Here is a 17,368-nt window from a genome sequence, read left to right on the forward strand (position 1 = left end):
CGATGAACATTCCAGCCTCTCCCAAAGCAGACCCCAACGGCGCAGCCTTGCTCGCCGTTTTTGAAGAGGCCGTGCTTGAGGCTGGCCGGGTCATCATGAAGCATTATGTCGATGGCTGCGCCGTCGAGCGCAAAAAGGATGAATCGCCCGTCACCGAGGCAGACCGTGCCGCCGAGGCGATTATCCTTGCGGCATTGTCGTCTGTCGCACCTGATATCCCGGTCGTGGCCGAGGAAGAGGTGTCCGCCGGTCGTCTTCCGACCCATCTCGGACGGCGCTTTCTGCTTGTTGATCCTCTCGATGGCACGCGGGAATTTCTGCTGCGCAATGGCGATTTCACGGTCAATATCGGCCTGATCGAAGATGGTGTGCCGGTCGCGGGCATTGTCTATGCTCCGGTGCGCAATCTGCTGTTCACGGGTGCGGGCAACCATGCCGAGGAAGCGGAAACCACTGCGGACCACAAGATTGTCCGCCGCCGCACAATCCGTGCGCGCGCGGTTGCCGAGCAACGCATTGCCGTGTGCAGCCGTTCGCACAATACGCCTGAAACCGAGCGCTTTTTGCAGGCGAACCAGATTTCCGGCCATGTCTCGGTCGGCTCGTCCTTGAAGTTCTGCCTGATCGCGCGCGGCGAAGCAGATATCTATCCGCGTTTTGCGCCGACGATGGAATGGGACACGGCGGCTGGTGATGCGGTGCTGCGTGCCGCAGGCGGCATGACCGCTACCATCGACGGCAAGCCGTTTGTTTACGGACAGCGCGCCGGGCAGGGCGTGAAGGGCTTCGCCAATCCGCATTTCGTCGCCTATGGCGCAGGCTTTACGCCCGTGTTTCCAGCCGAAGTGCTCTGATCCTGTGATATTTATGAGCAGTCGCGATTGTGACCGCAAAAAAACTGCATCATGCTCTTGCGGCATCAAAAATGCAGCGTTATAAGCCGCCACAACGGTCGCACCGCATGGTTGCGACCGACTGGTTCGGAGTGTAGCGCAGCCTGGTAGCGCACCTCGTTCGGGACGAGGGGGTCGGAGGTTCGAATCCTCTCACTCCGACCATTCAGACGCTGGAAGCTGTTCCCGATTTTCCAGAAACCCATCCCTTCACGAATATGTGTCTAACGTTTTCGGTCGAAAACCGACATGCGCATGAACTCGCCGTCATATTCGGCGAGCGCAACAAGGCGTTCGCGATCCAGAATCTCGACGCGGTTGGATCGGAAGAGAACAAGTCCTTCCTCGCGCAAATCCCGCAACATGCGATTGAGATGAATTGGCGTCAGTCCTAGCGCATCCGCCAGCTGATATTGCGTCAGCGGGCAATAATAGGAATCGGGATCATCAATGCAGCAGGCCTTGACCCGATCTGACAGCTCCAGCAGCAGATGCGCTGTGCGCACAAAGGCGGTGCGGCGACCAACATTGGTCAGATGTTCGATCAGCATGGCGCGTTGTCGTGACAGAAGCTCGATGAAGATCATCGCCAGACGCGGCACACGGCGGATCGCGTTTTCGAGTGAAGCCAGTGGAATTTCAATGACTTTCATCGGCGTGATGGCTGAAATCGTATTATAACTGTAGCCATCGGCGGTGCGAAGCCCGATGAAATCGCAACGGATTGGAAAGTCGATGATCTGTCTTTGGCCGCCGGACAGGTCGCGATAGACGCAGCCCCAGCCGGACACGACCATATGCACATTTCGGACGCGCTCGCCCTGTTCTATAATGATGGCATCGGGGGCAAAATTGTTCTCGGTGACGACAAGAGAAGCCAAAGCACCGATTGCGTGCGCATCAAGGTCGGCCAGAATCGGAGAAGATTCCAGTAAGTCGATCAGCGCCCCCACCGAAGGTGCCGCAATGCCTCTGCCACTATGCATAACACTTCCGTACTAAACGAAAGATATAGTTTTATATCTTCCTACTGTTTAAGTCGCTCTTACGGACAACATAAATTTTCCAACTTGCTAACATAAATTAATGACACGAATGCTTTGAGGTAGCAATATTAGCACATGGAATGGCGGGAATTCGTCAATATAAGTCATAAGCATCATTTAAATACCGATCTTGCGGCGGGGCAAGGTCGGCGGATCACTGCGTAGAAGTTAGTAAACCTTCGTGCCGGGGAGACGCGCCGATGTTGGACGCCAGAGTTGCCAGCCTTTGGGCTGTGCCAAAAGATAGAGACAATGGAGCGGTTGATGTCGGTGTTCTGCCGAACAGCGACCGCCATCTGCTACTCGTATGCAAAAGCAATCTGGAGCGGGAATGCCTTTTCAACGGCCTCCTGATGAACGGGTTAAAAATGCCGGTGACGTGCTATGCCTTTGCTGAACAGGCGAAGGCGTTCAACGGCAGCGCCGTCATTTTGCTGCATATCGGCGCCAAGCGGCTTGCCGATCCGTTTTTTTCCGAAGAAATCCGCTCCCTCGTGGAAATGTGGTCGCCATCGCCGATTGTGCTTCTCGCGGAGCGCGAGGAATGGGCGCAGGTGGTGCGGGCCATGGAAATCGGCGCAAGAGGCTATATCCCCACCTCGGTCGATGTCCGGGTCTGCGTCGAGGCGATCCATCTGGCGAGCGCGGGCGGCATGTATATTCCCGCTTCCATGGCAATCAAGTCGCCGCCGCCGGATATCGATGAGGATGTGCTGGGCGAATTGCTGACCGCGCGCGAAATCGAGGTGGTGCATGCGATTCGCATCGGCCGCTCCAACAAGGTGATCGCTTTCGAACTCGGCATGAGCGAAGGCACCGTGAAGGCGCATGTTCATAACATCATGCGCAAGATCGGCGCTGCCAATCGTACCGAAGTGGCCTGCAAGCTGCACAATATGTACAACAGCACTTTGGGCGACGATTGAGCGGCGTTGCGCAGCTTGAATGCGTGAAAACAAAAACCGCTCTAATGGATGCGAAAACAGTGCAGACGGGCATAGGCGGTTGCTTTCTCTCCGAAAACAGAGACATTACAGGCTCGCAATTCTAACAAACTCAGTGCGGGCAAAAAATGCAGCTTACCCCTCGTCACAATGCAATTCTGGACCTTGCTCGCCGTCAGGGGCAGGTTCTGGTGGACGATCTGGCCGCGGCTTTTGATGTCACGCCGCAAACCGTGCGCAAGGATCTCAACGATCTGTGCCGTGCGCGCCTGCTGCGCCGCATTCATGGCGGGGCGCTTTATCCCTCCGGCGTTGAGAACATGGAATATGAGGCCCGCCGCCGGATCGCCGCCAATGAAAAAGAATCGATCGGCAGGGCGGCCGCTGAAATCATCCCGGATGGCGCGTCCCTGTTCATCAATATTGGCACTACGACCGAAGCTGTCAGCCATGCCCTGATTGACCATAGCGAACTGATGGTCATCACCAACAACATCAATGTCGCCAATACGCTTCGTGTGCACACTTCCATCGAAGTGGTCATTGCTGGCGGTGTGGTCCGCTCATCCGACGGTGGTATTGTGGGTGAGGCCGCGGTTGATTTCATCCGCCAGTTCAAGGTCGACTATGCCATCATCGGCGCTTCGGCGATGGACGAGGACGGCGCGCTGCTTGATTTCGATTTCCGCGAAGTGAAAGTCGCGCAGGCGATCATCGCCAATGCGCGCCATGTCATCCTCGTTTCTGATTCCACCAAGCTGGAGCGTACCGCACCGGTACGCATCGGCCATATTTCGCAGATCAACACGTTCATCACCGACCGTTGCTCGTCGCAGCAACTGCGTGATCTGTGCGCGGAACATGAGGTGGAACTGATCGAAACCCTTAATGATAGCGGGGCGACGACCAAAGCGGGGTAGTTTCGTTTATTTTCGCTTTGCTTTCGTATTAAATAGTTTTATATTCGCTTTGGTGTTCTGAGGCGCGTCCGGTGATGCGCTTTAAAATGAATGTTCGAGCGTCTGTCTGCTGCAAGCGCTCTGAAAGCCGCTTTTAAGGTTTGCCATGGCGCAGGATAAAATATTCGACATTTTCGTTATTGGTGGCGGCATCAACGGGTGTGGCATTGCCCGCGACGCCGTTGGGCGCGGCTTTTCTGTTTTCCTGGCGGAAATGAACGATCTGGCGAGCGGCACCTCTTCCCGCGCCACCAAGCTGATCCATGGCGGCCTGCGTTATCTGGAGCATTACGAGTTTCGTCTGGTGCGCGAGGCGCTGATGGAGCGTGAGGTTCTGTGGGCCAATGCACCGCATATCATCCATCCGATGCGCTTTGTGCTGCCCTATCACAAGGGCGGCGTGCGTCCGGCATGGCTGCTGCGGATTGGCCTGTTCCTCTACGATCATCTGGGTGGTCGCAAGAAACTTCCGGCGACGCGCACGCTGAATATGCGCACTGACCCTGCTGCTCAGCCGCTGAAGCCGCTTTTCACCAAGGCATTCGAATATTCCGATTGCTGGGTCGACGACGCCCGTTTTGTGGCATTGACGGCGCGTGATGCGTCTGACCGTGGCGCATCCATTCGCACCCGTACCAAGGTGGTGGCTGCGCGCCGTGACAGTCAGGGCTGGACGGTGACGATTGAGAACGCCGACACCGGACGTCAGGAAGAAATCCGCGCGCGTCTGCTGGTCAATGCCGCCGGTCCGTGGGCCGACAAGGTTCTGCAGGGTGTCGAAGGGGATCGCCAGTTGCACAATGTGCGTCTGGTGCAGGGTAGCCATATTGTAGTGCGCCAGAAATTTGCCGATCCGCGCTCCTATTTCTTCCAGAACAATGACGGGCGCATCATCTTTGCGATCCCCTATGAAGATGATTTCACTCTGATTGGCACTACCGATCAGGATTATAAGGGCGATCCCGCCAAGGTGGCGATCACCGAAGCTGAAACAGACTATCTTTGCTCGGCGGCAAGCGAATATTTCGCAGAACCTGTGCGGCGCGAAGATGTCGTGTGGACCTATTCGGGCGTGCGTCCGCTCTACGATGACGGTGCCAGCAAGGCGCAAGAAGCCACGCGCGACTATGTTCTGAAGGACGATGCGCCAGCCGGTCTTGCGCCGCTTATCAACGTCTTTGGCGGCAAGCTGACAACAGCGCGCAGGCTTGCTGAACATATGCTGGAAAAGATCGAGCATCATCTGGGCAAGAAGGGCGCGCCATGGACTCATGCGGCAGCACTGCCCGGTGGTGATTTCAAGGAAGTTGCTTTCGACAGCGAGTTACGGAAAGTACAGTCGACCTATCCATTTTTGTCGCCAGCCCATGTCCGCCGCCTGTTCCGGCTCTATGGAACGCGTGTTCATGTGCTGCTCGGCAAGGCCGCATCGCTCGCTGATCTGGGACGCCATTTCGGCGCGGATTTCTATGAGGCTGAAGTCTCTTATCTCATTGAAAATGAATGGGCTTGCACGGCAGAAGATATTCTGTGGCGTCGCACCAAACTTGGCCTTCGTCTCAATGCAGCAGAGGTAGAGGGGCTGAATAATTACCTGCAAGATGAAGAAAAAATAAAACCCCGATTTGTTGCCGGTGCTTAGTAGCAATCAAATGATTGTAATTTTCAATTATTCTTTCATGTGATAGTTTAATAATGTACTTTAAAACTTTTTATACTTAAGAATTTATGACAACTACTTTTATAATGCGGTGCGGATACTGATCGACTCCTCCCGATGTCGCTCGGACTGGTGTATTTTTGTCCGGTTGTCATCAACTAGATTGGTTCCGCACCGTTTATAAAATTACCTCTCAGGAGGTGCATGCCTCCTGATAAGTACCAACCTCCCAAAGACTACACCTCACGGCCCGGCGAATATTTCCGCCGGGCCGTCTTCATTTCGAAGTTTCGAGGACGCGCTTGCCAGTTGTGGGGGAACAGGCCATTATCATCGGGAACGTGCCCGGCAGATCTGTTTAGCGGTTCTGTTGGTCGGGAATGTTCAACGCGAATTCAGCGGTTCCAGCCTTCCTGGGAGGAGAAAGATGGGTGCACCGCAAGAGAGAGTTCATGCGGACCGCGTTCTGTCCGCGATCCACACCGGCGGGTCGGCCCGCTCGGCGCTGGTAGCGTCGTGGCAGCGTTCTGCCGAACTACACAAGCTCGACCCTGCCGATCCGGGTGCCGTGCGCACGCTTTCCGAGGGCGAATTCCGCACTGCGCATGAGCGGGTGGAGAGGCTGGTCAGCGTGGCGCAGGCCAGTATGGACCGTCTTTACATGGCGGTCGGCGGTGTTGGCTGCTGCGTGCTTTTGGCTGACAGTGAAGGCGTGCCGGTGGAGCGGCGCGGTGCGCCAAGCGATGACGACACGTTCTATCGCTGGGGCTTGTGGACGGGCGCTGTGTGGAGCGAGGAATGCGAAGGCACCAATGGCATCGGCACCTGTATCGTTGAACAGCGTGCGCTCACCATCCACCGCGATCAGCACTTTCACTCACGCAATATCGGGCTGTCCTGCACGGTGGCCCCGATCCACGATCATCAGGGTCGTCTTATGGCTGCGCTTGATGTGTCATCCTGCCGTTCCGATCTGACGGAAGCCTTTGCGCAGCTCATTTCCGTAGCAGTGATCGACGCGGCGCGCCGGATCGAGGCAGAAAACTTCCGCCAGGCTTTTCCAAAGGCCCGCATCATGCTGGCCCCCAGCGTTGACCGCAGCGGCGGGGCTTTGATCGCCGTCGACAAGGACGATCTGGTGATCGGCGCGACGCGGGCTGCACGTCTGGCGCTCGGCCTCGACGATGCGGTTCTGGCAGGTCCGTTGCCTGCTGCTGATATTCTCGGCTGGAATGCCGACCCGCGCGAGGATATGGCGGAGTCGGAACGCGGCGTTATCCTGCGTGCTCTGGCCCGTGCAGAGGGGAATATTTCCGCTGCCGCAGGGCTTCTGGGCATCAGCCGGGCGACGCTGCATCGCAAGCTGAACCGTCTCAAGATCATTCGCCCACATTAATCTCTTTGCAAAATCACCTGACGCAACTGTCTCAATATTGCGACACATGATCTTGCGAGCGTGAAAACGCGGGATGACTCTTCCTGGCTATCGCGCGATCCTCCTTGTCGAAGCGCTGTAGGAGCAGCGTTATTTCGGGAGGAAGCTATGAATAAGGTTGAATTCAGCCGGACGGTGAAGCCGGCTTTTGCCAAACGTTATGGAAACTTCATCGGCGGCAAATGGGTCGAGCCCAAGTCGGGCCGCTATTTCGAAAATACATCGCCGGTCAATGGTCAGGTTCTGTGCGAAGTGGCACGTTCCGATGCTGCGGATGTTGAAGCCGCACTTGATGCCGCTCATGCCGCCAAGGATGCATGGGGCCGCACCAGCGTGGCCGAGCGCGCGTTGATCCTCAACCGCATTGCCGACCGTATTGAGGAAAACCTGCCTGCGCTCGCTGCCGCCGAAACATGGGACAATGGCAAGCCGATCCGTGAAACCACGGCCGCCGATCTTCCGCTGGCCGTTGATCACTTCCGCTATTTCGCCGGTGTCATCCGCGCGCAGGAAGGCGGCATTTCGGAAATCGATCACGACACGGTCGCCTATCACTTCCATGAGCCGCTGGGCGTTGTCGGCCAGATCATTCCGTGGAACTTCCCGATCCTGATGGCGGTTTGGAAACTGGCTCCGGCGCTCGCCGCTGGCAATTGCGTGGTGCTGAAGCCTGCCGAGCAGACCCCGGCCTCGATCCTCGTCCTGATGGAGCTGATCGGCGATCTGCTGCCCGCAGGCGTGATCAATGTCGTCAATGGTTTCGGTCTTGAAGCGGGCAAGCCGCTGGCATCCAGCCCGCGCATCGCCAAGATTGCATTCACCGGCGAAACCACGACCGGTCGCCTCATCATGCAATATGCCAGCCAGAACCTCATTCCGGTCACGCTGGAACTTGGCGGCAAGTCGCCCAACATCTTCTTCAAGGATGTGGCTGCCGAAGACGACGATTTCCTCGACAAGGCGATTGAAGGCTTCGTCATGTTCGCCCTCAATCAGGGTGAGGTCTGCACCTGCCCGAGCCGTGCGCTTGTCCATGAGTCGGTCTACGACAAGTTCATGGAAAAGGCGCTGAAGCGCGTGGAAGCCATCGTGCAGGGCGATCCGCTCGATCCGGCAACGATGATCGGCGCGCAGGCTTCGAGCGAGCAGCTTGAGAAGATCCTGAGCTATCTCGACATCGGTCGTCAGGAAGGCGCGGAAGTGCTGACTGGCGGTGAACGCAATATCCTGCCGGGCGATCTGGCTGGCGGTTATTACGTCAAGCCGACCGTGTTCAAGGGCAACAACAAGATGCGTATTTTCCAGGAAGAAATCTTCGGACCGGTTGTGTCCGTTGCGACCTTCAAGGACGATGCGGAAGCGCTGTCGATTGCCAATGACACGCTCTATGGTCTGGGTGCCGGTATATGGACCCGTGACGGAACGCGGGCCTATCGCTTCGGTCGCGCTATTCAGGCGGGCCGTGTGTGGACCAACTGCTACCATGCCTATCCGGCCCACGCGGCCTTCGGCGGTTACAAGCAGTCGGGTATCGGCCGCGAAAACCATCTGAAGATGCTGGAGCATTACCAGAACACCAAGAACATGCTGGTGAGCTACAGCCCGAAGAAGCTGGGCTTTTTCTAAGCCCTGACCGACTGCGAATAGCGATGCGGGGAAATAGAATCTCCGCATTGCGTCTAATCAAAGAGCATTCCCGTCTTCCATGTCAGTATTGCGTTGGAAGAACGGCATCGGTTCACCCTCCCAAGGGGACTGCGAAGGGGCCTGGGCGAAAATGCCCGGGCAACCCTTGAATGGTCCATCAAACTGCCATTGCGCGGCAAGCTGGACGTGGCACCCGGGTGCGCCATATTCCTGTTACTCATTTCTTCCGACCCGTATCGGGAAACAGCTTGAAAGAAACTCAATTCGATAACGAAGGAGAGACTTCATGGCCAAGACAATGAAAGCGGCAGTGGTACGAGCATTTGGCAAGCCGTTGACAATCGACGAAGTGCCGATACCGGAACCGGGACCGGGACAGATTCAGGTTGCCATTCAGGCATCCGGCGTTTGCCATACCGATCTTCATGCCGCCGAAGGCGACTGGCCGGTGAAGCCCAATCCGCCGTTCATCCCCGGGCATGAGGGCGTGGGTTTCGTGTCGGGCGTGGGTGCTGGCGTCAAGCATGTGAAGGAAGGCGACCGTGTCGGCGTTCCGTGGCTCTATACGGCCTGCGGTCATTGCCGCCACTGCCTCGGCGGCTGGGAAACGCTGTGCGAGGAACAGCTCAATACCGGTTATTCGGTTAATGGCGGCTTCGGGCAATATGTGGTTGCCGATCCGAATTTCGTTGGCCATTTGCCGAAGAATATCGATTTCAACGAGATCGCGCCGGTGCTCTGTGCCGGTGTTACGGTCTATAAGGGTCTCAAGGTGACGGATACCAAGCCGGGTGACTGGGTGGTGATCTCCGGCGTCGGCGGTCTCGGCCATATGGCGGTGCAATATGCCAAGGCGATGGGAATGAATGTTGCCGCCGTTGATATTGATGACAAGAAACTCGAACTGGCGCGTAAGCTTGGTGCGACGGTGACCGTCAACGCCAAGACGAACAATGATCCGGCAGCCTATATCAAGAAGGAAACCGATGGCGGCGCGCAAGGCGTGCTGGTGACGGCAGTGTCGCCCATTGCCTTCGAGCAGGCGCTGGGCATGGTGGCGCGCGGCGGCACGGTGTCGCTGAACGGCCTGCCGCCGGGCGATTTTCCGCTGTCGATCTTCAACATGGTGCTGAACGGCGTCACCGTGCGCGGTTCCATCGTGGGCACCCGCCTCGATCTGCAGGAGTCGATCGATTTCGCTGCCGATGGCAAGGTCAAGGCGACTATCCGCACCGAGAAACTGGAAAATGTTAATTCCATCTTCGATGATATGCGCAAGGGCAACATCGAAGGCCGCGTCGTGATGGATCTGACGCAGTAAAGCGTGCAGGATGGACTTTACATGTTCTGAACGGGCGGACCTGTTTCGCCCGTTCTCATGCGAGGGAGGAGAGAATGTTGCAAGAAAACCCGCAAAAGGGTTCTGCGAGGAATCCTGAAACGAACGCTGGCGATGACGGCAAGGGTCAGGTCAGCGCCACGCCCGCCGCACTTGATCTCATTGCCGAGTTGCAGGCGGAATATGGGCCGATCATGTTCCATCAGTCGGGCGGCTGCTGCGACGGTTCTTCACCGATGTGCTATCCGCAGGGCGAGTTTGTCGTCGGAGACAACGATGTCAAACTGGGCGAAATTGGCGGCGCGCCGGTCTATATCAGCGGCCCGCAATATGAAGTCTGGAAGCACACTGAACTCATCATCGATGTCGTTCCGGGGCGCGGGGGCATGTTTTCGCTCGATAACGGGCGCGAAGTGCGTTTTCTGACGCGATCCCGCATATGTTCCATTCCCTGAAGTGTTTGGCCTTTTCGTTATCCGGCGAACAAGCTATCTACATAGGTCTTCGGGGAGGAAGTCGATTCTATATGGCTGCAACAGGCAAAAGAGCGACGATACACGATGTGGCGCGTCTGGCAGGCGTGTCGATCAAGACCGTTTCGCGCGTCTATAACGACGAACCGAATGTGCGTGAGGCGATCCGCGAAAAGGTGCGCGAAGTGGGGCAGGAGCTGCGCTATCGGCCCAATGCGGCAGCGCGCAATCTGGTGGAGCGCCGCTCGCATCTGATCGGTCTTTTTTTCGAAAACCCCAGTTCCAGCTATGTGACGGAATTGCAGATGGGCGCGCTGGAGCGCCTGCGCGGCACGCGCTATCGCCTGCTGATCTTTCCGGTCGAAAACCGCGCCGATATTCGCGGCGCGCTGATCGAAACCGCCCATGCATCGGGCCTCGACGGCATCATCGTGACGCCGCCCATGTCGGACGATCCGGAGATTCTACAGGAGCTTTCAGCCTCGGCCATGCCCTTTGCGCGCGTGGCGGGCGACGTCAACGTGCATCCGACCGACAGTGTTTCCATCGACGACGAAGCAGCAACCGTCGATCTGATGGAGTATCTTCTGAAGCTCGGCCACAGGAAGATTGCCATCATCATTGGCGACCCGACCCACCGCTCTGCCGAATTGCGGCTGGCCGGTTATCGCCGGGCGCTGGAAGCGGCAGGGATCGAGCGCAATCCCGATTATGAAGCGCAAGGCGGCTTCAGTTTTGCCAGCGGTCTTGTGGCGGGAAAGAAGCTTCTGTCACTTGAAAATCGCCCGACGGCGATCTTCGCGTCCAATGACGATATGGCGGCGGCGGTGGTGCAGATGGCGCATGATCATAAATTGTCCGTTCCGGGCGATCTCACCGTGGTCGGTTTCGATGACAGCTCGATTGCCAGCATGGTGTCGCCGCAGATCACCACCGTGCGCCAGCCGATCTTCGAAATGACGCGTGGTGCAGCCGATATGTTGTTGAACCATATCGAGAACGGCCAGACCTCTCCGGCCCGAAAGATCGACTACAAGCTGATCATTCGCCAGTCTGCCGGCAAGGCGCCAGCTTAAACATCGCGGTCAGCTTTGTGACGGTGCCGGGAAGAACCGATCCCGCGCGTAACTGCTGCCGAAGATCATGTCATATTGCAGCATCTGATAGTCGCGCAGGAGCGGTGCGAAGGGCGGGCGCTGCTGCCAGCCTTCGTCGGCATTTTCATCACCATCGAACACGGCATGCGCATCGACAATGCGATACTGGTCATGCAGCTGCCGCAGGAAGCCCGTGTAATAGGGATGCTGCATTCCGGCCATTTCGAGTATCTGCATCGGCAGGAAAGCCGGGCTGATTGTGCCGGTGCTGCGTTCCGCGCCGCGCTTGTTCGACCATAGCACCAACGGTGTCTCATGCTGGAGAAGCATGTCGGCGGCGGGCGCGATGCGGCTCGCGACGCGATCCTGCATAAAGCCGGTTTCGGTATAGACGGGACCGAGCGGCGGCAGATGATCGCCGAAGAACACCAGAATCGTCTCGCGTTCGCGCTTCGACGCCCAGTCCATCAGGCGTGCAAGGCTTGCATCGGCATCCATCGCGCCTTGCGAATAGCTGCGGATCGACTGGCGGACAGCTTCGCTGGCGTCGGTCTGCACATCGAGCTTGGAATCCGGATAACGGTTGGCCTCATAGGGACCATGGCCTTGCAGCGAAACGGCGAAGAAGAAGAACGGGTCCTGCTGCTCGTCAGCCTCGCGAATGATCTCGCTGGTCAGCGCATCGTCCGAAGCAAGCGCACCGCGCTTTTCCAGCGGTGGCATATTTTCTTCTGACATGAACTTGTCAAAGCCCATGTTTTCATAGACGGGACCACGGTTCCAGAACCACTGGCGATAGGGGTGGATCGCCCGTGTTGCATAGCCCTGTTCCTTGAAGAAGCTTGCAAGCGAAGGCAATGGGCGGCGAATATACTGCTGGTAAGGAATACTGCCCGAAGGCAGGAATGCCTTGGAAAAACCGGTCAGCGCTTCAAACTCGACATTGGCGGTCATGCCGCCGAATTCCGGCGAGAACACATAGCCGGATTGTTCGGCGCGCACGGTCGGGATCGGATCGGCGCTGAAGGCCACGCCCGGCAGGCGGGTCGGGTCCCAGAAAGACTCGCTCATGATCATGATGACGTCGGGCTTACCGGTATCAAGTGCTGCCGGAATGAGCTGCGCAGGCGGTTCAATCGACGCAATTGTTTCGGGCGAATAGCCTTCCGGCGCGAAGACGGTTGCCATTGGCACGTTCAAAATGAAGGCCATGGTGAACCCGTTATGCGCGTAATTTTCCTTCTGGTCCCACATGATGGGCAGAACGCGCAGGCGGTCGCGGGCCAGCGAGAAACTGGCATAGTCGGAAATGAAGGCGAACCAGGCGAGCAAAGGCAGCGCAAAGGCCAGACGAAGTGCGCGGCCTTTCCAGGGAATACGGTCGAAGCGACGCCACCAGAAAAGGCTGGCGGCAATGAGCAGCGCGGCACTGGCAATCAGGAGGAGGGCGATGCCGACAGCGCTCCACGGGCGCTCGCGCACCAGAAGCGGCAGCAGGTCGACGATCTGGCGGGCATAGAGAAAATCGCTCGGATAGAGCGGGTCGCCGAGATAAAGGCTTTTTTCGCGCGCCGTCGCGGCAGCGATCAGCGCCAGTGGCCCGACCACAAAAAGCCCGTAATGGATGCGCCCGAAAAGCGCATCGCTGGCGGTCAGCACCACGACGAAGAAGGCAACGGTCGTCCATGCAGGCTTGTGCGGGGTGCGGAAAAACTCAACGGTTTCAGCAAACGAACCGCGGAAAATCCATTCGACGGAGAAGACGAGCAGAACAGACAGGACGATGGAAGCAAGCGCGACCCAGACAAAGCGCACAGGCCACGAGACATGCGAAGCGCCGAAAATGGCCGCATCGCTCCAGCGACGTTCGCCCGCGTTTTCCACTACTCCAGACATCTCTTACCCGCTACCATTTCTAAATATGAGAAATTTCGTGTCACATTTCTGTCATGGAAATGTCAAGCCACGGTTGAGCGGTGGGTGATACCGGACGTGATCTGAATGCAGAATGAATAGAAAAAGCCCAATAAAAATAGGGCCGGAAGCGATTCCGGCCCTGTTCTTCAAGTGCTGACGATATTCGTCGGTTAAATGACGTCTTCGAGACCCTTGGTCAGCTCCAGCGCCTGCCGTTCGAACAGACGGCGGTAGATGCCGCCCGGCTTGCGGATCAGCGCGTCATGGTCGCCTTCCTCGATGATATTACCCTTGTCGAAGACAAGCAGCCGGTCGAGTGCGCGCACCGTCGATAGCCGGTGAGCAATGACGAGCGTGGTACGCCCGACCATCAGACGTTCCATCGCCTGCTGGATCAGCACTTCCGATTCCGAGTCGAGGCTGGACGTCGCCTCGTCGAGGATCAGAACCGGCGCATTGGCCAGAAACGCCCGGGCAATAGCCACGCGCTGGCGTTCACCGCCCGACAGCTTCACGCCGCGTTCACCCACCAGTGTCGCATAGCCCTTCGGCAGCCGGGTGATGAAGTCATGCGCGCTCGCAAGGCGTGCCGCTTCCTCAATCTCGGCCTGTGTTGCGCCGGGGCGGGCATAGGCGATGTTCTCGGCCAGCGTGCGGTGAAACAGGATCGGCTCCTGTTGCACGATGGCGATCTGTGATCGCAGTGACGCCTGGGTGACTTCGGCGATGTTCTGGCCGTCAATGCGGATGGCGCCGTCAGTGACGTCGTAAAGCCGCTGGATCAGCTTCACGAAGGTGGTCTTGCCAGAGCCGGAATGACCGACAAGGCCAACCCGTTCGCCTGCATCGATCTTGACCGAGAAGTCGCGGTAAAGCGGGTCTTCATGGTTGCCATAATGGAACGTGACGTGATCGAAGGTGATCTCGCCCGCACCGATCTTGATGGTGGTAGCGCCAGACCTGTCAGCAATGCCGTAGGGCTGTGCTTCGATATCGACCAGTTCTTCCATGTCGTTGACCGACCGTTGCAGGTTGCGGATATGCATGCCGACATCGCGCAGATAGCCCTGCAGCATGAAGAATGCCGTCAGAACGAAGGTGATGTCGCCTGCCGTGGCCTTGCCCTGGCTCCAGAGATAGAGCGCAAAGGCAATGACAACGCCGCGCATGACCAGAAGGTTCGCACCCTGGATGAAGCCGTTCAGCGTGCCAATCAGCCATGTGCGGCGTGTGCGGCTGCGCCACTTGGTCACCACCTTGGAAAGACGAACATCTTCACGGCTTTCCGCGCCGAATGCCTTCACGACCGCGTTGCAGGAGATGGCGTCGGCCAGCGAGCCGCCCATGCGCGTGTCCCAGCTATTGGCCAATGTTGCGGCAGGCGCAACAAAGCCAAGCGAAATCACAATCGTGCAGACGATGAACAGCACAGAGCCGATTGCAACCAGCAAGCCCATCAGCGGCCAGTACCACGACAGAAGCACTACCGAGCCAACCAGCATCAGGATTGACGGCAACAGCGCCACGATCAGCGTGTCATTGAGCAGATCGAGTGCCCACATGGCGCGCGAAACCTTGCGGACCGTCGATCCGGCAAAGGCATTGGCGTGCCAGTCGGTCGAAAACCGCTGCAACTTGTGGAACGAACTTGCCGCCATGTCGCTCATGATCTTCAAAGTGAAGTCGGTGATGACATAGAAGGTCAACTGGCGGGTAATCAGCGCCAGCGCACCCAGCGCAAGCAGCACGACAAGCGCCTGAATGGCGGCATCCCATGCACCATTATTGCCAAGCGAAAGCGCATCGACCAGCCGCCCTGAATAGAGCGGGGTCAAAACATCTGCGGCTGTTGCAAGCAGCATGCCGATTATCATCAGCGCCAGCCGCAAGGGCTGACTTCGCCAATGGCTGAAAGTATAGCCGAGGACATTGCGGAACGCAGGTCCCCGGAAATCTAAACGAAACCGAGTCATATCCATATTCCAGCCTGTGCTTGCGCGCAGAACTGGCCCTTGATTGAGAAAACAAAACAGTCGGCTCCCGGAGGAGCCGCGAACAGCGATGGTTTTGGAAAGATGCTCCGAAGGAGCGATTTTAGCCCGCGAGGCGGGCCGCGGACCTAGCGATTAGAGGCGCCCGCAGAAACACTGGGCACCATTGGGAATGGATATTGGACACGCATCTCATACCTCCTGCCAGTGTTTCAGATCGCTGCACAATAAATGAGCAAATTCGTTTGCCAAGGCCCTAAATGCAATTTCTGGTTTGCAAGGTGTCAGGTGTGGCAATTTTACAAGAACGCCGATTTTGGGATTTTAAAAGTAATACTTTTCACATTTTCTGCTAAAAGCCCGATGCAACCTTGCATTCGCTGGTTCTATGCGCGAATGAAAGTGAGATATATCAGAGCCGCACGGCTGATATCGGGAGAGAGAGTTCATATGACAATTCATCAGAATCTGATCGCTGGCGAGTGGGTTGGCGGTGACGGCACTGCCAACATCAACCCGTCCGACACCAATGATGTGGTGGGCACCTATGCCCGCGCGACGGCTGAAGACACGAAAGCGGCGATTGCAGCTGCGAAGGCCGCTTTCCCGGCCTGGTCGCGTTCCGGCATTCTGGAGCGCCACGCGATCCTGCGTAAGGCAGCCGACGAGATTCTGGCGCGCAAGGACGAGCTTGGCCGTCTCCTGTCGCGCGAAGAAGGCAAGACGCTTGCCGAAGGCATCGGCGAAACCATACGCGCCAGCCAGATTTTCGACTTCTTCGCAGGCGAGTGCCTGCGCCTTGCCGGTGAAACGCTGCCTTCGGCGCGTCCGGGCATCGGCGTTGAGGTCACCCGTGAAGCCGTTGGTGTCGTCGGCATCATCACGCCGTGGAATTTCCCGATCGCCATCCCGACCTGGAAGATCGCGCCAGCGCTTTGCTATGGCAACACCATCGTCTTCAAGCCAGCCGACCTCGTGCCGGGCTGCTCCTGGGCGATTGTCGATATTCTGCATCGCGCCGGTCTGCCGAAGGGCGTTCTCAACCTCGTCATGGGCCGAGGTTCCGTCGTTGGCCAGACCATTCTGGACAGCGCCGATGTTCAGGCTGTGACCTTCACCGGTTCGACCGGTACGGGCAAGCGCGTTGCCGCTGCCTCCATCGAACACAATCGTCGCTTCCAGCTTGAAATGGGCGGCAAGAACCCGGTCGTCGTTCTGGACGATGCCGATCTCAATGTCGCGGTTGAATCCGTGGTCAATTCGGCCTTCTTCTCGACCGGACAGCGTTGCACCGCATCCTCACGCGTCATCGTGACGGAAGGCATCCACGACAAGTTTGTTGCCGCCGCCATTGAAAGGCTGAAGGGTGTTGTCGTCGACAATGCGCTGAAGCAGGGCACGCATATTGGCCCGGTTGTGGACGAAAGCCAGCTTCAGCAGGACATGGATTATATCGAGCTTGGCCGCAAGGAAGGCGCGAAGCTTGCCTTTGGCGGCGAACGCCTGAACCGCGAAACACCGGGCTTTTATCTCCAGCCAGCACTTTTCACCGAAGCCACCAACCAGATGCGCATCAGCCGTGAGGAAATCTTCGGCCCGGTCGCTTCGGTCATCCGCGTCAAGGATTACGAAGAAGCGCTGGCCACCGCCAACGATACGAACTTCGGCCTGTCTTCTGGCATTTGCACGACGAGCCTGAAATACGCAACGCATTTCAAGCGCAATTCGGAAGCAGGCATGGTGATGGTCAATCTGCCGACTGCCGGTGTCGATTTCCACGTGCCATTCGGCGGGCGCAAGGGTTCGAGCTACGGTCCACGTGAACAGGGCCGCTACGCCGCCGAGTTCTACACGACGGTCAAGACAGCCTATACGCTCGCCTGATAAAGCATGTCTCCCGAAAGTGGGAACCGGTTTCGGGATAAAGACATGCGTAAAAACAAAAGCTTTAGCGTCTGAGGGAATGT

Annotated in this window: 13 protein-coding genes and 1 tRNA gene; 11 read left to right on the forward strand and 3 right to left on the reverse strand. The window is 57.6% G+C overall.

Features of this window, described 5'->3' with window-relative positions:
- Window positions 1-2: 2 nt before the first annotated feature.
- Window positions 3-854: a 3'(2'),5'-bisphosphate nucleotidase CysQ gene (gene cysQ, locus FHW03_RS02565; RefSeq protein WP_182519213.1), complete on the forward strand. Its 852-nt coding sequence runs from the start codon at window positions 3-5 to the stop codon at window positions 852-854.
- A 127-nt stretch (window positions 855-981) separates the two neighbouring features.
- Window positions 982-1,058 (forward strand) — tRNA-Pro (locus FHW03_RS02570).
- A gap of 59 nt (window positions 1,059-1,117) precedes the next feature.
- Here FHW03_RS02570 and FHW03_RS02575 read toward each other — a convergent pair.
- A complete protein-coding gene (locus FHW03_RS02575) occupies window positions 1,118-1,879 on the reverse strand; it encodes a Crp/Fnr family transcriptional regulator (protein ID WP_182519214.1) in 762 nt (253 codons plus the stop codon).
- Between the two features lie 260 nt (window positions 1,880-2,139).
- On the opposite strand from FHW03_RS02575, the gene FHW03_RS02580 reads away from it, so the two are divergent.
- From FHW03_RS02580 to FHW03_RS02615, 8 genes are all read left to right on the forward strand, one after another.
- Window positions 2,140-2,865: a DNA-binding response regulator gene (locus FHW03_RS02580; RefSeq protein WP_182519215.1), complete on the forward strand. Its 726-nt coding sequence runs from the start codon at window positions 2,140-2,142 to the stop codon at window positions 2,863-2,865.
- A gap of 146 nt (window positions 2,866-3,011) precedes the next feature.
- Entirely contained in the window at window positions 3,012-3,803 is a 792-nt protein-coding gene (locus FHW03_RS02585) for a DeoR/GlpR family DNA-binding transcription regulator (protein ID WP_182519216.1), read from the forward strand.
- 145 nt (window positions 3,804-3,948) lie between these two features.
- Complete coding sequence (glpD, locus tag FHW03_RS02590) at window positions 3,949-5,484, forward strand: glycerol-3-phosphate dehydrogenase (protein WP_182519217.1); 1,536 nt, start codon at window positions 3,949-3,951, stop codon at window positions 5,482-5,484.
- 445 nt (window positions 5,485-5,929) lie between these two features.
- Window positions 5,930-6,898 carry a GAF domain-containing protein gene (locus tag FHW03_RS02595; RefSeq protein WP_182519218.1) on the forward strand — a complete coding sequence of 323 codons (969 nt, stop codon included), beginning with the start codon at window positions 5,930-5,932 and terminating at the stop codon, window positions 6,896-6,898.
- Window positions 6,899-7,045: 147 nt separating this feature from the next.
- On the forward strand, window positions 7,046-8,563 hold the full coding sequence (adh, locus tag FHW03_RS02600) for an aldehyde dehydrogenase (protein WP_182519219.1): 1,518 nt from the start codon (window positions 7,046-7,048) through the stop codon (window positions 8,561-8,563).
- Window positions 8,564-8,870: 307 nt separating this feature from the next.
- Entirely contained in the window at window positions 8,871-9,905 is a 1,035-nt protein-coding gene (gene adhP / locus FHW03_RS02605; protein WP_182519220.1) for an alcohol dehydrogenase AdhP, read from the forward strand.
- Between the two features lie 74 nt (window positions 9,906-9,979).
- Entirely contained in the window at window positions 9,980-10,378 is a 399-nt protein-coding gene (locus tag FHW03_RS02610) for a DUF779 domain-containing protein (protein ID WP_078339601.1), read from the forward strand.
- A 71-nt stretch (window positions 10,379-10,449) separates the two neighbouring features.
- On the forward strand, window positions 10,450-11,472 hold the full coding sequence (locus FHW03_RS02615; RefSeq protein ID WP_151588673.1) for a LacI family DNA-binding transcriptional regulator: 1,023 nt from the start codon (window positions 10,450-10,452) through the stop codon (window positions 11,470-11,472).
- A 9-nt stretch (window positions 11,473-11,481) separates the two neighbouring features.
- On the opposite strand, the gene FHW03_RS02620 is transcribed toward FHW03_RS02615, so the two are convergent.
- Both FHW03_RS02620 and FHW03_RS02625 read right to left on the reverse strand, forming a co-directional pair.
- Window positions 11,482-13,389: an LTA synthase family protein gene (locus tag FHW03_RS02620; protein WP_182519221.1), complete on the reverse strand. Its 1,908-nt coding sequence runs from the start codon at window positions 13,387-13,389 to the stop codon at window positions 11,482-11,484.
- Window positions 13,390-13,580: 191 nt separating this feature from the next.
- Complete coding sequence (locus tag FHW03_RS02625; RefSeq protein ID WP_182519222.1) at window positions 13,581-15,383, reverse strand: ABC transporter ATP-binding protein; 1,803 nt, start codon at window positions 15,381-15,383, stop codon at window positions 13,581-13,583.
- 468 nt (window positions 15,384-15,851) lie between these two features.
- On the opposite strand from FHW03_RS02625, the gene FHW03_RS02630 reads away from it, so the two are divergent.
- Window positions 15,852-17,285 (forward strand): aldehyde dehydrogenase family protein, encoded by a 1,434-nt coding sequence (locus FHW03_RS02630; protein WP_182519223.1) that lies wholly within the window; start codon window positions 15,852-15,854, stop codon window positions 17,283-17,285.
- The last annotated feature ends 83 nt before the right edge of the window (window positions 17,286-17,368 follow it).

It is taken from the genome of Ochrobactrum sp. RH2CCR150 (genome assembly GCA_014138095.1).
GTDB lineage: Bacteria > Pseudomonadota > Alphaproteobacteria > Rhizobiales > Rhizobiaceae > Brucella > Brucella gambitense.